Origin of the sequence: Flavobacterium alvei (assembly GCF_002920895.1) — a bacterium.
Taxonomy (GTDB): domain Bacteria; phylum Bacteroidota; class Bacteroidia; order Flavobacteriales; family Flavobacteriaceae; genus Flavobacterium; species Flavobacterium alvei.
Genome location: NZ_PQVG01000006.1, coordinates 231602 through 251944 on the forward strand (window position 1 = coordinate 231602; position 20343 = coordinate 251944).

Consider the following 20343-nt stretch of genomic DNA (forward strand, 5'->3'; position numbering starts at 1 on the left):
TGAGTCATTTCGTATCTAAATATTATTCAATATTCCTTGCTAATTTTAAAAACACATCATTCATCGAATCTACTTTGAATTGTTCTTTCAATTTTTTTGGCGAATCCAGCGCTTCAATAGCACCATCAACCATAATAGAAACTCGGTCGCAATATTCGGCTTCGTCCATATAATGTGTGGTTACAAAAATGGTAGTTCCTTTGTAGGCTTGTGTGTAAATCATTTCCCAAAACTGTCGTCTGGTAATTGGATCAACGCCACCTGTTGGCTCATCCAGAAAAACAATTTTTGGTTCGTGTAGCAAGGCTACAGAAAACGATAATTTTTGTTTCCAACCCAATGGTAACGAACCCACTAAATTATTCACCACATCCTGAAGCTGTAATTCTTCAACTAATTGGGCTATTTTTTGTTTGATTTGAATTCTTGATAAACCATAAATTCCACCAAAAAAAGTGATGTTTTCTTTGATGGTTAAATCATCGTACATTGAGAATTTCTGGCTCATATATCCGATGCTTTTTTTAACCATTTCGGCTTGGGTGTGCACATCAAAACCAGCCACATTAGCTTCCCCAGAAGTGGGATTTGAAATTCCAATCAACATTTTCATCGCCGTTGTTTTCCCTGCTCCATTGGCTCCCAAAAATCCAAAGATCTCCCCTTTATACACATCAAAGGAAATGCCTTTGACCGCCGTGAAGTTGCCAAATTTTTTAGTTAGATTTTTTACAGATATAATTTTTTCTTTGTCCATATTGTCATTTCGAGCTTGCTAAGCAATCTCTTTTTTTGCCACAGATTTTCACAGATTTTTAATTCGTAATTTTTAAATGATTTACAAATCCATAAAAACATCCTCAATCGTTATTATTGCCGGTTTAATAACTATATCGGTGTGATTTTTATTTTTTAAATAATCGTGTAAATCATTTGGATTAAAATCTGCCTTTTTATCAATATAATGAATGAATTCGCCAAAGGCAAAAACACTGTATTGATTCGGATAATTTTTCAAATCGTGAATCAATCCGTGCGTGTTTTTTGCTTGTACATCATAAATTATTTTTTCATAATTGTTGATGATATTTTCTGGGGAATCAATTTTTAAAATCTTGCCTTTTTGTATCAAAGCGATTCTATCGCAAAGCGAAGCTTCGTCCATATAAGGTGTTGAAACCAGAATTGTAATGCCTTTTTTTTGCAATCGTTTAAGCATAATCCAAAATTCTTTTCGGGAAACGGGATCAACTCCAGTGGTTGGCTCGTCCAGAAATAATACTTTTGGTTTGTGAATCAAGGCGCAACACAACGCCAATTTTTGCTTCATTCCTCCCGAAAGTGCTCCTGCCCTTCTCGTTTTGAAAGGCTCTATTTGAACGTAGATATCCTTGATTAAATCGTAGTTTTCTTCAATCGTGGTTCCGAATATAGTGGCAAAAAAATCTAAATTTTCCTCTACCGTTAAATCTTGATACAACGAAAATTTACCGGGCATATATCCTACAGAATTTCTAATTTCTTTAAGATGTGTTATAACATCAAAACCAGCGACTGTTGCCGAACCTTCGTTAGCTAGTAAAAGTGTCGTCAGTATTCTGAAAATAGTTGTTTTTCCAGCTCCATCTGGACCAATAAGACCAAATAGTTCTCCATCATTTACGTCAAAAGTAATGTTTTCAACTGCTTTTATTTTGTTGTAAGATTTAGAGATGTTTTGGACTTCGATGCTCATTATTTTGCTAATATAAAATTACTTTCTTCAATCGCTTTTATGGCGTGTTTTATGTTTTCTTCAATCATAACATAAACACCTGATGTTAGGTTTATTACAGTTCCTTTTTCGTCAGTAAAAACAGCATTTCCCGAAATGCAAACTAACAATGCTGGAATTTTTGAAACGTGTTCTTTGAGCGTTTCGCCTTTCGCAATTTGCAACGAAATTACTTTAGATTCTGTTGGTTCAAATAATACTTTAGTTTGAACGGGTTTACTTTCGGTGTGCAAGTTTTTTAAATTCATTTTATCTGTTTTTGGGTTACGACAAAGATTCCTCTTATTTGATTTTCTTTATATCCTGTGGCTTGATCATTTGGATAGAGTTGGACTATTTTTTTAAGCACGTTGGGTTTTATGTCCAAGTCTTTTGAACCGTGGCATTGCAAGCACATTGCATTGGTTTCTATCGGAAAGTATCCCGTAATTTTGCCGTCAGATTCCGAGAATTTTGGTGTCATTTTTTCGCCTTTCGAAATCTTTTGTTTCAATTCATTGATGAAGGCTGTTTCGTTGTCGTTTGCCTTATTAACAGGATTCCTTGGCTTGTCCGAAACTCTTTTTAGTGTTGCATTAAATGCTGTACCCATACTATCCGTTAGTACAATAGCTCTGGTACTGCAAAACTCAATTGCTTTTTCGGTGCCTTGAGTATTGATGGCATTCATTAGATTCTTCCCTAAAACTCCTTTGGTCTCAACCGCATATTTCTGAAGCGTTTCTTTAACATCTTTAGAAATTACGGTTGTTTCCTCTTTCGGTTTTTTGTTGCAGGAGATAATTAAAAATCCCAATACAATAAAAATGAATACATTTATTTTATTCATAACCCAAATTTTTAATGATTATCTATTTAAAATACTTGCTAATTAATCTTAATGGTTTTGTATTTCTTGGCAATTGTAAAATAGGCAAAAATTACAAAAATCAATGTTACAATTAATCTAAAAATCAAGGCTTCAACAGTTTTAGTTTCATAAATTCCACCAGAATAAATATAAATTTTAAAAATGACAAAGGTTATTATCAGTACTATTGCAGCCAAACCTAATAACAAAAAAGTCCATTTTTTGGCTTTTATAAATCCATAAGCTGAAAAAAGATAGAATAAACTGCATATAAAATTTGCCCAAACCACAAATAATACATAATTACCTTCTTTAGCCCTGATGCCAAACCAATCAAAAATAATGGAAGTGCTTAAAAACAAAGTAAGCAAACCAAAAGCGGCTATTGGTAATGCGATCAAATAAGGAAGTAATTTTTTCAAAATTATAGTATTTTAATTATTTGGCGCTTTCCCCATTCCCTTGCCCATTCCTTGACCCATTCCTTGACCGTTTTTATGATTTTGCTGGAAATGTTCTTCAAACCATTCCGGTGTTTCAATTTTATTCTCATAGATATAGGTTGCAATCTTTTTTAAATCGTCTTCGGAAAATGCTTGTTTTGGCATCGCCTTAAATTGATTTACGGCTCCAATCATCAAAGCATTTTCGGCTTTTGGATCAATTGCATAAGCAACAACGGCATTTACAAAATCTTCTTTGTTGTCATATTGCATCGAATATCTCTTTTTTACGGCTATCATTGGCGGAGCAATAATCTCATCGTGGGATTTTGTGGCAACGCTATGGCAAGCATAACATTTTTGTTGGAATAACTTTAGACCTTCAGCATTATCAGCTTCAGTACTTTGGGTTACATCTTTATTAAAATTATCTGATGTTTTTTGTTTATTGCAACTTGTAAAGAGGACAACTAGACATACAATTATTATAGAATTTATTTTCATTTTTAGATTATACTATTTATTTATTAAATTAGTAATCGTCATTCTTCTTTAATGTTTGCTTTTGAATGATGGCGATTTCATTGGATATAATATTAATTTATTAATTGCAACCTCCACTTGGTGAGTTTAAAATAGTATTATAATATTCAACCGAAATAAATTGCGGAACATATGTAACACCATTTAAAGTGAGTTGACTTGTAAAGGAACGAATATGGTTTTTTGAGCCACAAGTCAAATTGTCGTAAACACTTAGTAAATCTATTTTTGTAGTATTCGAAATAAAATGATCAATATCATTAATATCTAAATCTTCAATCGTAGCGCCTACTTTTAATGCTTCAATTGATGAAATAGTAGCTTGAGCAGTTAAACCATTGTATAATAATTGTAAATCTTGGTTTACAAAAACCCCAACTTGTGGTGATGCTGGATCAGGAATTCCGTATTTATTCAACAAACTCAAAACACTATCCATATGTTTTTGTTCACTATTAGAAATACTGTTAAAAACACTAATTTGATATTTGTTATAAGAAAAAATGTATACATCTCGAGCGAGTTTTTCCTCTTCTCTTAAAAATATTAAATCATCTTTTTCTGCTTGAGTAAGCAAAATAGTGTTTTCATTCTCATTATTGTCGGAACAGCTACTGAACATAATTAATGTTAAAGCAGCAAAAAATATTTTTTTCATACTATTTGATATTTAATTTCTTAATTTATTATTACCACACCCGCCATTAGAACTACTCAAAATAATAGTATATTCCTCAACTGATATATATTGTGGAGCATAAGTAACTTCATTGTTTTCAAGCCATCTCGTGAATGCACGAATATGATTTTTTGACCCACAATTTAAATTTTCGTACACATTCAATAAATCGGGTTTAGTAGTATTTGCTGTAAAATCATCTATGTCATTTATATCTAAATCTTCAATAGTTGCTCCAGCTTTTAAAGCTTCAACTGATGAAATATCGGCTTGTTTTGTTAAACTATTATAGAGTTTTTGCAAATCCGGATTGTTGAAAACTCCAATTTCTGTTGATGCTGAATCGGGAATTCCATATTTATTCAGTAAATTCAGCACACTATTCATATGTCTTTGTTCACTTTGCGAAATATTGTCAAAAATCATTAATTGGTATTTATCATAAGAATACAAATAAACGTCACGAGCCAGTTTTTCTTCTTCCCTCAAAAAATTTAAATCTTTAATTTCCGCTTGACTCAATGGAACTAAAGCTTTGTCATAGCTCACATAGGAACTGTTGCTTAGCATTATTGCAGTTACAAAAGCAACAAATACAATTTTTTTCATCGTTTTAATTTTTAGAATTTATATTCTATAAACTTATTTAAACAATCATTTATTCTGTGTAACATTTATTACAAAAAACCCTGTAAAACAAAGATTTAACAACACATTAACTTCTTAATTTATTTAATCCACATCTCGGCGGGCATTCCTATTTTTAAACTACCATCATTTTTTACGTTCACTTTCACGGCATAAACCAGGTTGACACGTTCTTCCTTTGTTTGGACAACTTTTGGCGTAAATTCAGCAGATGAAGCTATCCAGGAAATCGTTCCGGGAAAAGATTTCATTTCTTTTTCGGCATCAATTTTTACGGTAACGTTTTGACCCACTTTTATTTGGGACAATTGAGTTTCGCTGATGTAAACTCGAAGTGTCATTTCCGAAATATCGGCGATTTTATAAAGCGGTTTTCCGAAAGTGGTCACTTCGTTTGGTTCAGAATATTTCGCTAAAACCGTTCCTTTTATTGGGTTGATGATTTTACTTTTCTGGATTTGGTCATTGATTTTTTCGATTTGTACATCGATTGATTTTACTTCGTTCACGATCGGCGCATTCTGGGTTTGAACGCTTTTTATTTGTTCTTGAATAACGCTTACTTTCCCGTCAATTTCATCCACTTGGCGTTTGGTCGCGGCATTTTCGGCAAACATATTTTGAATTCTTTTTTTCTCAATTAAAGTAGTTTTGAGTTGTTCCTGCAAGACTTTAATTTGTGACAAAACGTTTTCCGATTTGGAATAAACGGTGCTTTTTGAAGCAATTAATTGTTGTTTGTTGAAATACAATTGAGTGGTATCAACCAAACCCACTTGAATATTTGGCTCTAGAACATCACCTTCTTCTAATTTTAAATACTCGATATTTCCATTGGCTTCCGCCGAAATGGTAACTTCAGTTGCTTCAAAATTCCCATAACCATCGGCTTTGTCGTTGTTTTTGTTGCAGGAAATTAATCCTATTGTTGCTAAAATTATAATGCTTAATTTTTTCATTTTTTAAAGAATTTTATTATACTTTTTTATTTCCCTCTGATTATTTCGTAATTTGATTTCGCGGCAGCTAATTGAACCTGATGAATTTTTAAAATATTTTTAGCTTCAAATAGATTTGTAAATTCTACAAGATATTCTGAAGTGGTGATTACCCCATTTTTTAATTGAGCATCCGACGATTTAATAACTTTTTCACGTATTTGAATTATTTCACTATCAGAAAGCAAGAGTTGTTCTATTTTTTTTATTTCATAATCTTGCTCTTCTAATTGCATTTTGTTGTTCAATTCAAATGTTTCTTTCTCAGTTGTAACTAAATCTTTTGAAATATCCAATGCTTTTTTATCTGTTTTGGTTTTACCCCAATCAAAAACATTCCAATTCGCTTTTAAGCCAACAATATAAAAGGTTTGAAAAGAATTGTCTAACATATTTAACCCCGGATTACCGTAGCCCGCTTGACCAAAAGCATTTATTTTAGGGAGAATGGATTTGGAAATTACATTTTTTGAAAACTCTAGTTGATCTTTTTGTAAATCATAAAAAGCAATTTCAGGTCTTGTTACATTGGTATTAATTGAGTAGGATATTGGTTGTATTAAAGTTGTTTCCGTATCAATTTCTGAAAATGTTAATTTTGAAAGGTTATTTAATAATTTGTTGTTTTCAAATTTAATTTCCGTTAACTGTTGATTAATTTTAATGATTTCAGCTTCTAAAACCTGCTCTGATGACGGGAGGATGGCACCAAATTGCACTCCTGATTTTACCTCCTTAATTTTAGTAGTTAGTGACTCCTTTTTTGACAACAACAATGCTGTCTTTTCTTGAAGCAATAAAACAGAAAAAAAATATTGATTTATCCGAGTTTTTAATTGATATAAACTGACTTCAATTTGTTGTTGTTGCGTTTTAGTTTGTGCTTCTTTTAATTTAGAATTTGCATCAATTGTTCCACCATTATAAAGTAACTGATTCACATCTAAAGTCGCTCTATATTGGTCTTTATTTAAAGATTGGACTCCGGGTAATGTTGCAGGTAATCCTATTACTTCTGATTGATAGGTTGCTTGAGCGTTTACATCAATTTTTGGTAGTTTGCCTTTGCTTAGCGCGTCAATTTCATAACTTGATTTTTGTTGGAGTAATGCAGCTTGTTTTGATAAAGGATAATTTTTATCAACTAATGTGTAGCAATCTTCCAAAGTCAAAGTTTGTTGCGCATTTGAATTTATTGATAAAAGCAATAATAATAGTACGATTAACTTAGTTTTCATTTTTATTATTTTTTATAGAATTAATTATAAACTCAGCCACTTCAGTTTTTCTATTTTCTAATATTTTATTGTAGCTTTCTTTGTCCACATTAACAAGAGCCTTTAAAAGAGGTTCTCCTATAAAAGGAAAAATGTTTAAAGAGATTATATTAATAAATAATTGTTCTGCTTCAATTGGCATAATTACTCCTTGTTTGACAGCATCACTAACTTGAAGCTTGAATTTATCAATAGAAGGAAAATTTTTTTCTGATTGAAGTTTTAATACAAATTCTGGGTTTTTATTTAATTCTTGAATTACAAAGTTTGGCAAATAGGGATGTTTGATTACGAACGAAACATAATTTTCAGTAAATCTTCGTATTTTTTCAAATAAATCACTGTCATCATTTAATACCTTGTTTAATTGGGGTGCTAATAGCATAAAAGCACTTTTGAAAACGGCCTCAAATAATAGTTGTTTGCTTCTATAATAATAATGTAATAATGCTTTATTTATTTGGGCTTTATCTGCAATTTCCTGCATTCTGGCTCCAGCCATACCTTTTTGCTGGAAAATTTCCTTTGCCGCATTTAATATTTCGGTTTCTGTATTTTCAGTTTTCATTTTATCCATATTATTTAATCATACGGTTTAACCATTTGGTTGACAAAGGTAACTAAAAAAAGTATTCCTGCAAGAAATACTTTAAATAAAAAAATTAATAGTTAGTTTCTCTTGTTCCTCCGTGCTTTAAAGCAACGACACTCAATATCTTTATATTCAAATACAAGAACATAAAAAACTGAATAAACGGATTGTGCATTACAAATTTCTGAAAACGCGTGATTTTTTTTGCCATAATATGTGTTTTATACTATTTGAGATTCATTTCATTTTTAGGTTAATAATATTGTGTTTTATTCTGGAATTAACCACCAAAAAGGTTTCATTTTAGCTTTGTAAAGAAAAGCATAATGCAAGGTTAATTTCACCCAATGTCCACCCAGACCTAAAGCTCCAAATGTTTTATTCAAATCTCTACCACCAGAATTGGGATATTTAACATAGTCCGGAACGATGGGATAAGTGGTTATACTAATTCCTTTACCTTTTAATATTCCAAAGCCAGAGGAAGCAATACAAGCGGCACCCATATTTCCCATTGAGCCTTTGTGATGTAAGGATGGTTTTCCGGATTTTATGCTGTCAATAATATTGTCGGCAACTACTATTGCTGTAATTCCCGATGGCATACCTGTTCGTGGTGGTGCAGGGAAAATATCGGTTCCATTTTTGCTTTTTCTAGGTTTTGAAATAGAATGTGGTGGAGCAAAGGCAATTCCTGGCGCAAAAATATTCGGATAACTAGGGTTTTGATAGGTTTCTGGCCAATCCTGAACCGTCCATTCATCATAAGGCCTTGGCGTATAATCAGCATCGACAATCATAAAACCCTTGAATAATTTATCGGTAATGTCATTGTTACTTTTGTCGAAAGCTTTGAAACCGTGACCTGAAAAGGCTGGAATTAGCATTGCAAAATCAAATTCTTCAGTTTTGTATTCTCCTTCCAGATTTTCGTAGTGGGCTTTTCCATCTTCAACTTTTGAAACTCCGGCACCCAAAATCCATTTTATGCCTCTGTCAGCAAAAACCATTTCTACCAATTCATCGGAATGCATTGGTTTTCCACTAACGCTCATCAACATTCCGTCCATTCCAAAATCGCCCAATTTGTATTCATTCGAAATCCAGGTAATCTCTACTTTGTCTCTAACGTTGTGACGATTAAGTTCTTGTTCTACATTCAAAATATATTCAAAGGCAGCACCTTGACAAGTCGCTTTTGAATGTCCAGTACCAATAAGAATTTTCGCTTTTTCGTTAGAAGATTCTAATTTTTCAATCAGCTCTTTCAAACCCTGCCAAGCGTGTTCTGCGTGATCGTAGGTACAAACCGAAAAAGCTTTGTTGGTGCCAGGAATTAATCCTTCGGTCAAATCAAAAGCGAGTTTTGGTCCCGTGGCATTGATAAGATAATCATAAGTCACTTTTTCTTGAGTTCCAGCTTTTTCTCCGTAAAGATATTCAACCGAAACAAAAGGTTTGTCTTCTAATGAATCGCCTTCGGGATGAAAAGAAACGACTTTGGCTTGAATGTATCCAATTCCTTTCTTTTTGTAGAGAGGTTCCAGCGGAAAATATATTTCTTCAGCTTTCATTCTTCCAATTCCAACCCAAATATTCGAAGGAACCCATTGGTAATTTCGATTGGGAGAAACCACCACGACTTGATGTTCTTTGGAAAGCTTTCGTCTTAAATGGGCGGCCGCAGTATGACCCGCAATTCCAGCGCCTAATACAACTACTTTTGACATATTGAATAATTTGTTTTACCAAATATAATTCATTGATTTAGAGCAGTTGGTAACATAAGTTACACAAGAAATAATTGTGTGAAATGAATTGGTGATTTATTTGAATTATTTCAAATCTTTCTTTTGAAACTCGATAAACAACTCGGAATTGGCTCGTGGCTTGATTGAATTTTGACACAAATCCATTTGTAAAAATTCGAAATGAGGTTCAAAAAGTTGCTCGTATTCTGATTGGCTTCCGCCAAAAGGTGGTCCTGATTCAAATGTTTTGTTGAACAATAGTCCCACAAGTTTTCCTTTGGAAGATAAAAGCTGGTGAATTTTCGAAACATAATTTTCACGCATTTTGGGCGGTAATGCGCAAAAAAAAGTTTGTTCTATAATCAAATCATATTCGCCTTGATGTTCGAAAAAGTCGCCCAATATAATTTTAATACTAGGATTGTTTTCAAATTTACCTTGAAGGCTTTCAATTAAAGTTGGAGCAATATCAATAACAGTTATATCAGTAAACCCCTGGCTTAGCAGATATTCTGCCTCATAGGAATTGCCACAACCAGGAATTAAAATTCTAGAATCTTTATTTTCTATAACTTCGAAATGTTCTTTTAGGGGCGGTGAAACTTTGCCTAAATCCCAACCAGTAGCTTTGGTTTTATATTGATTTTCCCAATATTCTTGGTCTAAACTTTTTTCACTGTTTCTCATAATCCATTTTATAATTACTAATATTTTTTTCGCTATCGTGGATCATTTTTTTATGTTTGAAATAATTGAAAACGCCAATACAAAAAGTAGAAACGAACTGATGAAAAAGAACATTTCAATTATAAAATGAAATCGTTCTCTTAATATCAGGCCTTTATTTATCTTGTTTTCAATTATTTATTATTTCTTTTTGCAAGTAGAAATTCCCAACGGAACATACAAAGGACAAAAACTAATCAAACTGGTCAGTAGAAAAACAATTGCAAATGCACCTAAAACCAACGCAGCTGTACCTTCTATAGCTTTTGTAAAATACAAAACGCCAATAACGATTGCAAAAAGAATACGAGAAATTCTGTCTGCCGAACCCATGTTTTTTTTCATACTATTTGAATTTAATTGGTTACAAATTAAGATTTTTTGGATGATTTAACGAACATATTTAAAAGCAATCCGCCCACAACAGCACCATACAAACTACTATTTAATGGTTTTGAAGTTATAGCGCAAGTTCCTGATGAACAGCCTACATAAAAATAATAGAGATAACCAGCAATAGCTCCAACAACGACTCCAATTCCCGTAATAATTAGTGCTTTTTTGGTCATTTTAATTGCTTTTTTCTACGATGGTTTTTACAATTTCTTCCTTTGACATAACACCCGATTGACGCCACAATTGCTTTCCGTTTTGAAACAAAATCATTGTTGGAACGCCGCGAACTTGATATTTCGAAGCCAATTGTTGGTTTTTATCGACATCTATTTTTAGAATAGTGATTCTTTCTCCTAAGTTATCTTTTACTTGTTTCAAAATGGGTGCAAGTGTTTTGCAAGGCCCACACCAAGTAGCAAAAAAATCAATCAAAACAGGTTTGTCAGATTGAATAATTGTATCGAAACTAGTGCTCATTTTTTTGAATATTTATTCTTTGGAACCGTACAGCCATTAGGACCACAGCCTAAATTAAAAATCGCTTGAAACAAAAAGAACAAACCAAAAGCGATAAAAAAACACTCTCGGGTTGTGTAAGCTTGAATGAACAAAAACAGCGCAAAAGCCAATCTAGCCCAACGCATTAGATGCCAATTTGAAAACAATAATTGTTTCATTTTTTTAAAGAGAATGATGAATTCCGTATATTGTTTTGATGGCTGTTTTTTTGATGGCACTGTATCCACCAGCCACGTTAATTAAATTGTGATAACCACGAGCTTTTAGTATAGAAGCCGCTATCATAGAACGATAACCGCCAGCACAATGCAAATAAAATTCTTCTTCCTTTGGAAATTCGGCTAAATGATCGTTGATATTGTCTAATGGCGTTGAAGGAACATCTTCAATATGTTCTTTTTCATACTCATAATCTTTTCTAACATCAAAAATGATTACTTTTTCTTTTTCTTCCTTGGCTTCTTCTACAATTTCTTCTAACATCACAGCCGAAACCGAATTGACTGTATCGTATTCTAAACCTTCATTTTTCCAAGTATCGAAACCTCCTTTTAGATATCCTAATGTATTGTCATAGCCTACTCTTGCTAGTCTCAAGATACTTTCTTCTTCCCTGCCCAAAGGTGTTATCAGTAATATTGGTTGTTTGATATCGGGAATCAAAGCTCCAACCCAAGGGGCAAAATCTCCATCAATTCCAATAAAAATAGATCTAGGAACGTGACCTTTGGCATATTCATCTTGATGGCGAACATCCAAGATTACCGTGTCAATTTTATTGGCCACCATTTCAAAAGTGTTCACATCATAGGCAATCGCATCTCGAATAATATCTTCTACATTTTCATAGCCTTCTCGGTTAAGCTGAGCATTTAAAGGGAAATAAAGCGGTGGAGGCAATAAACCATCGGTCACTTCTTGAATAAATTCTTCTTTGGTCATATCGGCTCGAAGCGCATAATTGACTCGTTTTTGCTCGCCAATAGTTCCCACAGTTTCGGTGCTCAAATTTTTTCCACATGCACTTCCTGCTCCGTGTGCTGGATAAACAATCACATCGTCAGCCAAGTTCATTATCTTGGTTCGTAAACTATCATATAAAATTCCTGCTAATTGTTCTTTGTTCAAATTAGCAAATTTCTGGGCTAAATCGGGACGTCCTACATCACCTAAAAATAAGGTGTCACCGCTAAAAAGAGCATAATCTTTTCCGTCTTTATCTTTCAAAAGATAGCAAACACTTTCTAGAGTATGTCCTGGAGTGTGTAAAACGGTTAAAGTGATTTCTCCCAATTTAAATACATCGCCATCAGCAGCAATATGGGACTTAAATTTGGTTTCTGCTGTAGGGCCGTAAATGATTGGAGCTCCAGTTTTCTCTGCCAAAGTAACATGACCACTTACAAAATCGGCATGAAAATGCGTTTCAAAAATATATTTGATTTTTGCGTTATTTTTATTCGCTTTATCGATATAAGGCTGCACTTCTCGCAATGGATCTATAATGGCGACTTCTCCTTTACTTTCGATATAATAAGCGCCTTGGGCCAAACAACCCGTATAAATTTGTTTTATTTTCATCTTCCAAAGTGTATTTATACTGTAAAATTATCTTTTTTTTTGATTGAAGCTAATTTCAACTTCAACATTTTAGGAAATTATTAAGACCAGAAAAGTTCTCTGGTTATGATAAAGATTCCCATTGCCAAAACAAACCAACCAAAACCTATTTTAAGTTTTTCTTCTTTTATCTTTTTGGAAATAAAATTCCCCATAAAAATACCAACAATTGATGCCGCAGTAAAGAATAACAACAACTCCCAATCAATGATTTGATTTCCCATAACATCGCCTGTAAAGCCAATTAATGACTGGGATGAAACTATAAAAAGTGAAGTTCCAACAGCCATTTTTATTGGTGTTTTTGCGAACAACAACAAGGTTGGAACAATCAAAAAACCACCGCCAGCCCCAACAAATCCAGAAAGCAATCCGATAAAAATTCCCATAAATGTTAGTTTATAATAATTGAGTTTTTCATTCTCAAAAATCACTTTTTCTTTAAAAGGTTTTATCATACTACCTGAAGCTAGAATCATCACAATAGCAAAAACAACCATAATCAGAATCGATTTGCTCAAAGTAAAATCATCGGTCGAAAACAAAATATCAGGAATGTTTGGAATAATTATTTTTCGACTAACAAAAACCGAAATTACGGCAGGAACACCAAACAAAAACACTTTATTGAAATCTACTAATTTTTCTTTGGCTTTATGAATTCCACCAACTAATGAGGTTGTGCCTATAATAAAAAGGGAATAGGCTGTTGCCAATGTAGGTTCGATTCCCATTACATAGACCAAAATTGGAACTGAAAGTATAGAACCACCACTACCTAACATTCCGAGTATCATCCCAACAAATACCGCTAAAACATATCCAATAAGTTGAGATATTTCCATTTATAAAAATTTATAAACCCAAAATTAAAGTATTAATTTTTCCCTTTTTGCAACAAATGTTACTTATTTCAGCATTACGATGGAAGCTCTATTCAAACTAATTTTACCCTTATTTTCTAATGCTTTTAGTAAGCGAGAAACCACAACTCTTGACGTATGCAAGTCATAAGCAATCTCTTGATGAGTAGAATGAATTTCATTAGAATTAAGCACTTTTGATTTTTCTGAAAGGTAATTCAATAACCGTTCGTCCATATTCATAAACGCCAGATTATCAATAGCTGACAGCATTTCTTTTAAACGATTGTTATAACTATTAAAAACATAATTTCTCCAACTGCTATACTTGCCTAGCCACTCTTCCATTTTGTTGACAGGAATCATAATTAACTGTCCTTTGGTTTCGGCAACGGCTCTAATTTCGCTTTTGGTTTCACCCAAACAGCAAGCCATTGTCATTGCACAAGTATCACCTTTTTCAATAAAATACAACAACAATTCTCCTTCATCAAAATCCTCACGCAATATTTTGATAGCTCCTGAAATAAGCAAAGGCATCTTTCTAATCGAATCGCCAAAATCTATTAAAATATCTCCTTCTTTGAAATCTCTCAATAAAGAAGTTGCTACGATTTCTTCAATTAATTTTTCTTCAAATAGATAGCCGTAAGTTTGTTGGAGTAATTCTTTCATTATTTAGGTTGTGAATTTTATTGGACGTAAAATTCGTTAAAAATTTCCACTTTAACCAATAAAACACCAAACACTTTGTCTGAGCTCATACTATTTACATCTTTTGGTTGATGGAATCATTTTTATTTAAAATCATTTCACTTTATGTAACAAAAGCTACAAATTGTTAAAATCTTATTCCTGAAATTTGCCCCATAATAAATACAATTCTAAAGATGAAAATACTAATTATAGGTGGAGTTGCCGGAGGAGCAACAGCTGCAGCAAGATTAAGAAGACTGAGTGAAGAAAATGAAATCATTATTTTTGAAAAAGGAGAACAAGTAAGTTTTGCTAATTGTGGACTTCCCTATCATATTGGTGGCGTTATCGAAGAACGCTCTAAATTGTTGTTGCACACACCTACTTCCCTGAAAACAAGATTCAACTTGGATGTTCGTGTTTTTAACGAAGTTTTGAAAATCAACAAAGAAGCAAAAACAGTCGAAGTTAGCAACCTGATTACCAAAGAAACATACACCGAATCCTACGATAAATTGTTGTTGTCTCCAGGGGCAGAACCTTTCAGACCCAACATTCCCGGAATTAATTCGAATAAAATAATGACATTGCGAAACGTGGCCGATATGGATCGAATTATTGCCAAAACCAAGGATTTGAAAAATATTGCTGTGGTTGGTGGTGGTTTCATTGGCTTGGAAGTGGCAGAAAATTTGGTCGAAAAAGGCTTGAATGTCACCGTTATCGAATTGGGAAATCAGGTGATGGCTCCCGTGGATTATGAATTTGCCAAAATGGTGCAACATCACGCTGCTGCCAAAAACCTGAATATTCTCGTAAATACTGGTGTTGAAGCTTTTGAGGAAAAGGGAAATGAAATCGAATTGAAATTAAATAATGGCACAACTATTTTGGCTGATGCTGTTGTGTTTGCCATTGGCGTGAAGCCCGAAAATGCTTTGGCGAAATCCGCAGGATTGGATTTGGGTGTTACTGGTGGAATTACTGTAGATGATTTTATGCAAACTTCCGATTCGAATATTTATGCAGTAGGCGATGCTGTCGAGGTTTCTCATTACATCAATCAGGCGAAAGTATTGATTCCATTGGCTTGGCCTGCCAATCGTCAAGGAAGAATTGTGGCCGACAATATTACGCGAGGAAATAAAATTTCGTATAAAGGAACTTTGGGAACGTCCATCATTAAGTTTTTTGATTTGACGGTTGCCGCTACGGGACTCAACGAAAAATTATTGAAACGCTACAATATTCCGTATAGAACAGTTACTGTTACCCGAGGCAATCACGCCAGTTATTATCCCGGAGCCACGAATATTGTTTTGAAAATGAATTTTGGCGAAGACGGAACCATTTATGGTGCACAAGCTTTAGGACAAGAAGGAGTTGACAAACGCATCGATGTGATTGCGACTGCCATCAAAGGGAATTTGACGATTTATGATTTGCAAGAAATAGAAATAGCCTATGCTCCACCCTACAATTCCGCCAAAGATCCTGTGAATATTCTAGGTTATGTAGCCGAAAATATGCTGAACGATGATGTAAGATTCATCAATTACGACCAATTAGATGATTATCTGTTGAATGAAAATGCGGTTTTAATTGACGTGAGAAGCAAAACCGAATTCGAAAATGGAGCGATTCCCAATGCTATCAATATGGATGTGGACACATTGAGGGACAACTTGGATTTCTTTGACAAAAACAAGAAGTATGTGATTTATTGCCAAATTGGTTTGAGAGGTTATTTGGCTCAACGCATCTTGAGGAACCACAACATTTATTCAGTAAACCTGAATGGCGGTTATGGACTTTGGAAGCCTTTGAATAGTTAAGAAAAATGTTTAGGCTAGTCCTAAATAATCTGTAACGATTATTCAGGACTAGTCAAATTTGAATATTTAAAATTATTTAAAATCATTCAATGCTTTCTCAATAATAACCAAACATTCCTGAATTTGGGTTTCAGTAATCACCAATGGTGGTGCTAATCGAATTTTATTGCCGTGAGTGGGTTTGGCTAATAATCCGTATTCGCTGAATTTCATACAAATTTCCCAAGCCAAATCGGATTCTTCGTCGCAATTGATGACAATGGCATTCAACAGACCTTTGCCACGAACTAAGGTTATTAATGAATTGCGTTGGGCAATTTCGTTCAATCCTTTTCTGAGAATAATACCTAAACGTTCTGCATTTTCGGCTAGTTTTTCGACTTTGATCACTTCTAGCGCAGCAATGGCAACAGCAGCAGCAATAGGGTTTCCGCCAAAAGTAGAACCGTGTTGTCCGGGTTTAATAACATTCATAATGGCATCATTGGCCAAAACCGCCGAAACAGGATAAACGCCACCCGAAAGTGCTTTTCCTAAAATCAAAATATCGGGTTGTACGTTTTCGTGATGCACGGCCAATAATTTTCCGGTTCTTGCAATTCCGGTTTGCACTTCGTCGGCAATGAATAAAACATTATTTTGCTCACACAGCGCTTTGGCTTTTGCCAAATAACCGTCGGAAGGTACGTAAACACCCGCTTCACCTTGAATAGGTTCTACCAAGAAACCCGCAATATTTGGGGTAGATTGCAAAGCATTTTCCAAAGCTTCGATATCGTCATACGGAATTTTGATAAATCCAGAAGTAAAAGGTCCAAAACTCTTGCGTGCCGTTTCGTCATTCGAAAAAGAAATAATAGTGGTAGTTCTCCCGTGGAAATTATTTTCGCAAACAATAATTTGGGCTTGATTTTCAGGAATTCCTTTCACTTCATAAGCCCATTTTCGACATAATTTAAGAGCGGTTTCCACAGCCTCAGCTCCTGTATTCATTGGCAATACTTTATCAAAATCAAAATAATGAGTTACATATTCTTCATAATTTCCCAATTGGTTATTATAAAAAGCACGCGAAGTCAAGGTCAAGGTTTGCGCTTGTTGAATCATTGCATTCACAATTTTGGGATGGCAATGTCCTTGATTTACCGCCGAATAAGCCGACAGAAAATCGAAATATTTCTTGTCTTCTAAATCCCAAACAAAGACACCTTCTCCCCTTTTCAAAACTACCGGCAAAGGATGGTAATTGTGAGCTCCGTATTGATTTTCTTTGGCTATCATTTCTTCTGATTTTGAAGAAAGTGTTGAATTTGTTGGTTTCATGGGAATTGAATTTTCGATAGTATTTTGAACTCCAAAATTACTATTTTTTTTCACTTTGGCATCAGATAAAAAACAATCCCATGGCATTTGCCTTTAACTTTATAACTAATTATTACATTAACCACAAATTAGGACATCCGTTTAGTTATGATTAATGAGTAAATGCGTTGGAATAACTCAGATTTGCGAAAATTTGCGTAATTTGTGGTAAAAAGAAAAACTAATTTTTAAAGTGAATGCCCTGAAACAATTCTGTCAAAGATGTAAAATTTTGAAATAGCCGCAGATTTGCTGATTTTAACTTATTCTCTTTATTTTTTTTGGATAACAAAAGATTCTAATTATGAGTAATTATGCCAATTGGGTCATTTTATACCCCACTTTTTAGTAGAATTCAGCAAATCTGTGACTAAATAACTTGAGTTTTGTTCTGAAAAAACAGTGGTTTATAACCAACTATTCTGTTTAATTTTAGATATTTGTGTAAAACAATCTCATTTATGAAAAATATAAGCTATTTGTTCTTGGCAATGCTAACTTATTCTAGCGTTTCGTTTGCCCAATTGAAACCTGTTCAATACAAGGATGGTTCACAAATTTTGAACGGATTTGCCATTCAACCATCGAAAAAAAGCACTCAAAAACCCGGAATATTGATTCTTCCGGCTTGGATGGGAATTGACAAACTTTCTAAAAATACGGCCGAAAATTTATCTAAACTAGGCTATTATGCTTTTGTTGCTGATATTTATGGCGAAGGCAATTATCCAAAAGATTATAAAGATGCGGGCAAAAATGCAGGTTTTTACAAGACCAATTACAAAGAATATCACAAACGAATTTCGTTAGCGTTAGAACAATTAATTCTTTCTGGTGCCAATCCAGATAACATAGTAGTTATTGGCTATTGTTTTGGAGGAACAGGCGCACTTGAAGTAGCACGAGCTCATTTGAATGTCAAAGGTGTTGTTTCTTTTCATGGTGGTTTGGGTAAAGATAGCACAAGAGTTGCAGAACCCATCTCTGCAAAAGTTTTAGTTTGTCACGGAGCAGATGATCCCTATGAATCGAAAGAGGAAATTGCGACTTTTCAACAAGAAATGCGAGATACCAAAGCCGATTGGCAAATGATTTATTATGCCAATGCTGTGCATTCATTCACCAATCCCGAAGCAGGAAACGACAATTCTAAAGGTGCTGCTTATAACGAAAAAGCTGCCCAACGTTCGTGGGAACATTTGAAAATTTTCTTGGATGAAGTGCTCAAAAAATAAAAGCAAAACTATAATTTAATACTCAGCAAAATGAATTATTTAAAACAAATTGTTATTTTATCAACCCTACAACTCTTGACGATAAGTTGTTCGAGTCAAACAGCTAAAGTTAGTACCGTAGAACCTACTAATTATATAAATAAAATCACATCAGCAGATTTAAAAACGTATCTTCAAGTCATAGCTTCGGATGCAATGGAAGGTCGCGAAACGGGTTCGGCTGGTCAAAAATTAGCAGGAGATTACCTTATCAATCAATATAAATCATTCAAAATTCCATTTCCAAAAGGTGCCAAAGATTATTATCAAAAAGTTCCTGCGGATTTTATGAATGCAAAGAAAAACGAAAATTTGCCCGATTCCGAAAACATTTGGGCTTATATCGAAGGATCAGAAAAACCTAATGAAGTAATCGTTGTTTCGGCACATTATGACCATGTTGGCGTGAAAAATGGTGAAGTATATAATGGAGCCGATGATGATGGATCGGGAACTGTAGCTTTATTAGCAATTGCTAAAACCTTTGCCAAAGCTAAAAAAGAAGGTCACGGCCCCAAACGTTCTATCTTAATTCTTCATGTAACTGGTGAAGAACACGGACTTCACGGTTCTAGATTCTATTCTGAAAACCCCTTATTTCCGTTGGCAAACACCATAACCGATATTAATATTGATATGATTGGTCGCCGTGATGACTTGCATAAAGATTCAAATAATTATGTGTATGTAATAGGTTCCGATTATCTTTCGACCGATTTGTATAACATTTGCGAAGAGGTTAATAAAAAATATGTCAATTTGTTTTTAGATTATAAATTCAATGACAGAAGCGATCCAAATCGTTTTTACTACCGATCTGATCATTACAATTTTGCCAAACACGGTATTCCATCGGTTTTTCTTTTTAATGGTGTTCATGCAGATTATCACAAACCTACAGACGAAGTCGATAAAATTGAATTTGATGCTTTAGCCAAAAGAACGCAACTTGCCTTTGCAATAGCCTGGGAATTAGCTAATAGAGAAAATCGTCCTGTGGTGGATAAAAGCGGAAATTAATCTTTTTGGATTCTTACTTCAATAAAAAAAAGCCTCGAATTTTATCCGAGGCTTTTGTTCTTAATGAAATATATTTTACAAATCTTCTTTCACATCCGCATCTGGGGCATTTTTCTTAACCGATTCGATTCCGTTATCTCTTGCTGCAATGGATTCATACATTTCGCTATTGCCGATGATTTGTCCATTAGTAGCTTTCAAATTAAAATAAAATTTACCGTTTTTTGATTCTAATTTATCAAATCGAGCATCATCTTGTGAATTCTTTTTAACGGATTCTATTCCGTTATCACAAGCTGCTTTGGTTGTATAGCCTTCACTTGCTAATATAACTTGTCCGTTTCCTGCTTTTAAAACGAATTGAAATTCATCGTTTTTTCTTTTGCTAATTAAAAATGTTCCCATAAAATTTATCTGTTGTTAATTTATTACTCAAAAATTAGAAATGCAAATATCTTACAGCTACTAAATTATAAA

Annotated in this window: 26 protein-coding genes; 3 read left to right on the forward strand and 23 right to left on the reverse strand. The window is 33.8% G+C overall.

The annotated features are described in order from the left end of the window. Positions 1 to 22 precede the first annotated feature (22 nt). The 21 genes from C3L50_RS11930 to C3L50_RS12025 all read right to left on the reverse strand — a co-directional run bounded on the left by C3L50_RS11930 (position 23) and on the right by C3L50_RS12025 (position 14354). Entirely contained in the window at positions 23 to 757 is a 735-nt protein-coding gene (locus C3L50_RS11930) for an ABC transporter ATP-binding protein (protein WP_103806404.1), read from the reverse strand. An 81-nt stretch (positions 758 to 838) separates the two neighbouring features. Beyond that, positions 839 to 1735: an ABC transporter ATP-binding protein gene (locus tag C3L50_RS11935; protein WP_207764330.1), complete on the reverse strand. Its 897-nt coding sequence runs from the start codon at positions 1733 to 1735 to the stop codon at positions 839 to 841. Continuing rightward, positions 1735 to 2022: a cupin domain-containing protein gene (locus tag C3L50_RS11940; protein ID WP_103806406.1), complete on the reverse strand. Its 288-nt coding sequence runs from the start codon at positions 2020 to 2022 to the stop codon at positions 1735 to 1737. The genes C3L50_RS11935 and C3L50_RS11940 overlap by 1 nt, the downstream gene beginning before the upstream one ends. Beyond that, positions 2019 to 2603, reverse strand: a complete 585-nt coding sequence (locus C3L50_RS11945) for a Tll0287-like domain-containing protein (protein ID WP_103806407.1) — start codon at positions 2601 to 2603, stop codon at positions 2019 to 2021. Before C3L50_RS11945 ends, C3L50_RS11940 begins: the two co-directional genes overlap by 4 nt. Positions 2604 to 2641: 38 nt before the next feature. Then, the gene (locus C3L50_RS11950; protein WP_243400376.1) at positions 2642 to 3046 is read right to left on the reverse strand and encodes a hypothetical protein; all 405 of its coding nucleotides are present in this window, start codon (positions 3044 to 3046) and stop codon (positions 2642 to 2644) included. A gap of 12 nt (positions 3047 to 3058) precedes the next feature. Beyond that, complete coding sequence (locus C3L50_RS11955) at positions 3059 to 3571, reverse strand: c-type cytochrome (protein ID WP_103806409.1); 513 nt, start codon at positions 3569 to 3571, stop codon at positions 3059 to 3061. A gap of 100 nt (positions 3572 to 3671) precedes the next feature. Further along, positions 3672 to 4268 carry a DUF2202 domain-containing protein gene (locus C3L50_RS11960; RefSeq protein ID WP_103806410.1) on the reverse strand — a complete coding sequence of 199 codons (597 nt, stop codon included), beginning with the start codon at positions 4266 to 4268 and terminating at the stop codon, positions 3672 to 3674. Between the two features lie 12 nt (positions 4269 to 4280). After that, complete coding sequence (locus tag C3L50_RS11965) at positions 4281 to 4898, reverse strand: DUF2202 domain-containing protein (RefSeq protein ID WP_207764331.1); 618 nt, start codon at positions 4896 to 4898, stop codon at positions 4281 to 4283. A 119-nt stretch (positions 4899 to 5017) separates the two neighbouring features. Beyond that, positions 5018 to 5896 carry an HlyD family secretion protein gene (locus tag C3L50_RS11970; protein WP_103806411.1) on the reverse strand — a complete coding sequence of 293 codons (879 nt, stop codon included), beginning with the start codon at positions 5894 to 5896 and terminating at the stop codon, positions 5018 to 5020. 26 nt (positions 5897 to 5922) lie between these two features. Further along, a complete protein-coding gene (locus C3L50_RS11975) occupies positions 5923 to 7173 on the reverse strand; it encodes a TolC family protein (protein WP_103806412.1) in 1251 nt (416 codons plus the stop codon). Continuing rightward, complete coding sequence (locus tag C3L50_RS11980; protein WP_317044964.1) at positions 7163 to 7780, reverse strand: TetR/AcrR family transcriptional regulator; 618 nt, start codon at positions 7778 to 7780, stop codon at positions 7163 to 7165. The genes C3L50_RS11975 and C3L50_RS11980 overlap by 11 nt, the downstream gene beginning before the upstream one ends. A gap of 94 nt (positions 7781 to 7874) precedes the next feature. Further along, positions 7875 to 8015 (reverse strand): hypothetical protein, encoded by a 141-nt coding sequence (locus tag C3L50_RS16335; RefSeq protein ID WP_165784002.1) that lies wholly within the window; start codon positions 8013 to 8015, stop codon positions 7875 to 7877. Positions 8016 to 8073: 58 nt separating this feature from the next. After that, entirely contained in the window at positions 8074 to 9534 is a 1461-nt protein-coding gene (locus C3L50_RS11985) for an NAD(P)/FAD-dependent oxidoreductase (protein WP_103806414.1), read from the reverse strand. Positions 9535 to 9639: 105 nt separating this feature from the next. Then, complete coding sequence (locus tag C3L50_RS11990; protein ID WP_103806415.1) at positions 9640 to 10242, reverse strand: methyltransferase domain-containing protein; 603 nt, start codon at positions 10240 to 10242, stop codon at positions 9640 to 9642. Positions 10243 to 10422: 180 nt separating this feature from the next. Beyond that, a complete protein-coding gene (locus tag C3L50_RS11995; RefSeq protein WP_103806416.1) occupies positions 10423 to 10626 on the reverse strand; it encodes a YgaP family membrane protein in 204 nt (67 codons plus the stop codon). A gap of 26 nt (positions 10627 to 10652) precedes the next feature. Further along, positions 10653 to 10850, reverse strand: a complete 198-nt coding sequence (locus C3L50_RS12000; protein ID WP_103806417.1) for a DUF6132 family protein — start codon at positions 10848 to 10850, stop codon at positions 10653 to 10655. Position 10851: 1 nt separating this feature from the next. Then, the gene (gene trxA / locus C3L50_RS12005; protein ID WP_103806418.1) at positions 10852 to 11154 is read right to left on the reverse strand and encodes a thioredoxin; all 303 of its coding nucleotides are present in this window, start codon (positions 11152 to 11154) and stop codon (positions 10852 to 10854) included. After that, the gene (locus tag C3L50_RS12010) at positions 11151 to 11354 is read right to left on the reverse strand and encodes a hypothetical protein (RefSeq protein WP_103806419.1); all 204 of its coding nucleotides are present in this window, start codon (positions 11352 to 11354) and stop codon (positions 11151 to 11153) included. The genes trxA and C3L50_RS12010 overlap by 4 nt, the downstream gene beginning before the upstream one ends. A gap of 4 nt (positions 11355 to 11358) precedes the next feature. Beyond that, positions 11359 to 12777: an MBL fold metallo-hydrolase gene (locus tag C3L50_RS12015; RefSeq protein ID WP_103806420.1), complete on the reverse strand. Its 1419-nt coding sequence runs from the start codon at positions 12775 to 12777 to the stop codon at positions 11359 to 11361. Between the two features lie 80 nt (positions 12778 to 12857). Next, positions 12858 to 13661, reverse strand: a complete 804-nt coding sequence (locus C3L50_RS12020; RefSeq protein ID WP_103806421.1) for a sulfite exporter TauE/SafE family protein — start codon at positions 13659 to 13661, stop codon at positions 12858 to 12860. A 63-nt stretch (positions 13662 to 13724) separates the two neighbouring features. After that, entirely contained in the window at positions 13725 to 14354 is a 630-nt protein-coding gene (locus C3L50_RS12025) for a Crp/Fnr family transcriptional regulator (protein ID WP_103806422.1), read from the reverse strand. Between the two features lie 215 nt (positions 14355 to 14569). Between C3L50_RS12025 and C3L50_RS12030 the strand changes: the two genes are divergently transcribed. Next, positions 14570 to 16210 carry a CoA-disulfide reductase gene (locus C3L50_RS12030; RefSeq protein WP_103806423.1) on the forward strand — a complete coding sequence of 547 codons (1641 nt, stop codon included), beginning with the start codon at positions 14570 to 14572 and terminating at the stop codon, positions 16208 to 16210. 72 nt (positions 16211 to 16282) lie between these two features. Here the strand turns inward: C3L50_RS12030 and rocD are convergent, their stop codons facing one another. Continuing rightward, the gene (gene rocD / locus C3L50_RS12035) at positions 16283 to 17533 is read right to left on the reverse strand and encodes an ornithine--oxo-acid transaminase (RefSeq protein WP_103806489.1); all 1251 of its coding nucleotides are present in this window, start codon (positions 17531 to 17533) and stop codon (positions 16283 to 16285) included. A 500-nt stretch (positions 17534 to 18033) separates the two neighbouring features. Between rocD and C3L50_RS12040 the strand changes: the two genes are divergently transcribed. Both C3L50_RS12040 and C3L50_RS12045 read left to right on the forward strand, forming a co-directional pair. After that, a complete protein-coding gene (locus C3L50_RS12040; protein WP_103806424.1) occupies positions 18034 to 18807 on the forward strand; it encodes a dienelactone hydrolase family protein in 774 nt (257 codons plus the stop codon). A 30-nt stretch (positions 18808 to 18837) separates the two neighbouring features. Next, a complete protein-coding gene (locus tag C3L50_RS12045) occupies positions 18838 to 19866 on the forward strand; it encodes a M28 family metallopeptidase (RefSeq protein WP_103806425.1) in 1029 nt (342 codons plus the stop codon). 75 nt (positions 19867 to 19941) lie between these two features. On the opposite strand, the gene C3L50_RS12050 is transcribed toward C3L50_RS12045, so the two are convergent. Beyond that, a complete protein-coding gene (locus tag C3L50_RS12050) occupies positions 19942 to 20271 on the reverse strand; it encodes a YegP family protein (protein WP_103806426.1) in 330 nt (109 codons plus the stop codon). Positions 20272 to 20343 lie beyond the last annotated feature (72 nt).

What these genes read in the sequence shown, in the direction of transcription:
- C3L50_RS11960 (WP_103806410.1), bottom strand. Translation starts at nt 4,268, where the DNA reads ATGAAAAAAATATTTTTTGCTGCTTTAACATTAATTATGTTCAGTAGC.
- C3L50_RS11930 (WP_103806404.1), bottom strand. Translation starts at nt 757, where the DNA reads ATGGACAAAGAAAAAATTATATCTGTAAAAAATCTAACTAAAAAATTT.
- C3L50_RS11965 (WP_207764331.1), bottom strand. Translation starts at nt 4,898, where the DNA reads ATGAAAAAAATTGTATTTGTTGCTTTTGTAACTGCAATAATGCTAAGC.
- rocD (WP_103806489.1), bottom strand. Translation starts at nt 17,533, where the DNA reads ATGAAACCAACAAATTCAACACTTTCTTCAAAATCAGAAGAAATGATA.
- C3L50_RS12010 (WP_103806419.1), bottom strand. Translation starts at nt 11,354, where the DNA reads ATGAAACAATTATTGTTTTCAAATTGGCATCTAATGCGTTGGGCTAGA.
- C3L50_RS12020 (WP_103806421.1), bottom strand. Translation starts at nt 13,661, where the DNA reads ATGGAAATATCTCAACTTATTGGATATGTTTTAGCGGTATTTGTTGGG.
- C3L50_RS11935 (WP_207764330.1), bottom strand. Translation starts at nt 1,735, where the DNA reads ATGAGCATCGAAGTCCAAAACATCTCTAAATCTTACAACAAAATAAAA.
- C3L50_RS11995 (WP_103806416.1), bottom strand. Translation starts at nt 10,626, where the DNA reads ATGAAAAAAAACATGGGTTCGGCAGACAGAATTTCTCGTATTCTTTTT.
- C3L50_RS12040 (WP_103806424.1), top strand. Translation starts at nt 18,034, where the DNA reads ATGAAAAATATAAGCTATTTGTTCTTGGCAATGCTAACTTATTCTAGC.
- C3L50_RS11975 (WP_103806412.1), bottom strand. Translation starts at nt 7,173, where the DNA reads ATGAAAACTAAGTTAATCGTACTATTATTATTGCTTTTATCAATAAAT.
- trxA (WP_103806418.1), bottom strand. Translation starts at nt 11,154, where the DNA reads ATGAGCACTAGTTTCGATACAATTATTCAATCTGACAAACCTGTTTTG.
- C3L50_RS11970 (WP_103806411.1), bottom strand. Translation starts at nt 5,896, where the DNA reads ATGAAAAAATTAAGCATTATAATTTTAGCAACAATAGGATTAATTTCC.
- C3L50_RS12045 (WP_103806425.1), top strand. Translation starts at nt 18,838, where the DNA reads ATGAATTATTTAAAACAAATTGTTATTTTATCAACCCTACAACTCTTG.
- C3L50_RS11985 (WP_103806414.1), bottom strand. Translation starts at nt 9,534, where the DNA reads ATGTCAAAAGTAGTTGTATTAGGCGCTGGAATTGCGGGTCATACTGCG.
- C3L50_RS16335 (WP_165784002.1), bottom strand. Translation starts at nt 8,015, where the DNA reads ATGGCAAAAAAAATCACGCGTTTTCAGAAATTTGTAATGCACAATCCG.
- C3L50_RS11955 (WP_103806409.1), bottom strand. Translation starts at nt 3,571, where the DNA reads ATGAAAATAAATTCTATAATAATTGTATGTCTAGTTGTCCTCTTTACA.
- C3L50_RS12025 (WP_103806422.1), bottom strand. Translation starts at nt 14,354, where the DNA reads ATGAAAGAATTACTCCAACAAACTTACGGCTATCTATTTGAAGAAAAA.
- C3L50_RS12030 (WP_103806423.1), top strand. Translation starts at nt 14,570, where the DNA reads ATGAAAATACTAATTATAGGTGGAGTTGCCGGAGGAGCAACAGCTGCA.
- C3L50_RS11945 (WP_103806407.1), bottom strand. Translation starts at nt 2,603, where the DNA reads ATGAATAAAATAAATGTATTCATTTTTATTGTATTGGGATTTTTAATT.
- C3L50_RS11940 (WP_103806406.1), bottom strand. Translation starts at nt 2,022, where the DNA reads ATGAATTTAAAAAACTTGCACACCGAAAGTAAACCCGTTCAAACTAAA.
- C3L50_RS12015 (WP_103806420.1), bottom strand. Translation starts at nt 12,777, where the DNA reads ATGAAAATAAAACAAATTTATACGGGTTGTTTGGCCCAAGGCGCTTAT.
- C3L50_RS11990 (WP_103806415.1), bottom strand. Translation starts at nt 10,242, where the DNA reads ATGAGAAACAGTGAAAAAAGTTTAGACCAAGAATATTGGGAAAATCAA.
- C3L50_RS12050 (WP_103806426.1), bottom strand. Translation starts at nt 20,271, where the DNA reads ATGGGAACATTTTTAATTAGCAAAAGAAAAAACGATGAATTTCAATTC.
- C3L50_RS11980 (WP_317044964.1), bottom strand. Translation starts at nt 7,780, where the DNA reads ATGAAAACTGAAAATACAGAAACCGAAATATTAAATGCGGCAAAGGAA.
- C3L50_RS12000 (WP_103806417.1), bottom strand. Translation starts at nt 10,850, where the DNA reads ATGACCAAAAAAGCACTAATTATTACGGGAATTGGAGTCGTTGTTGGA.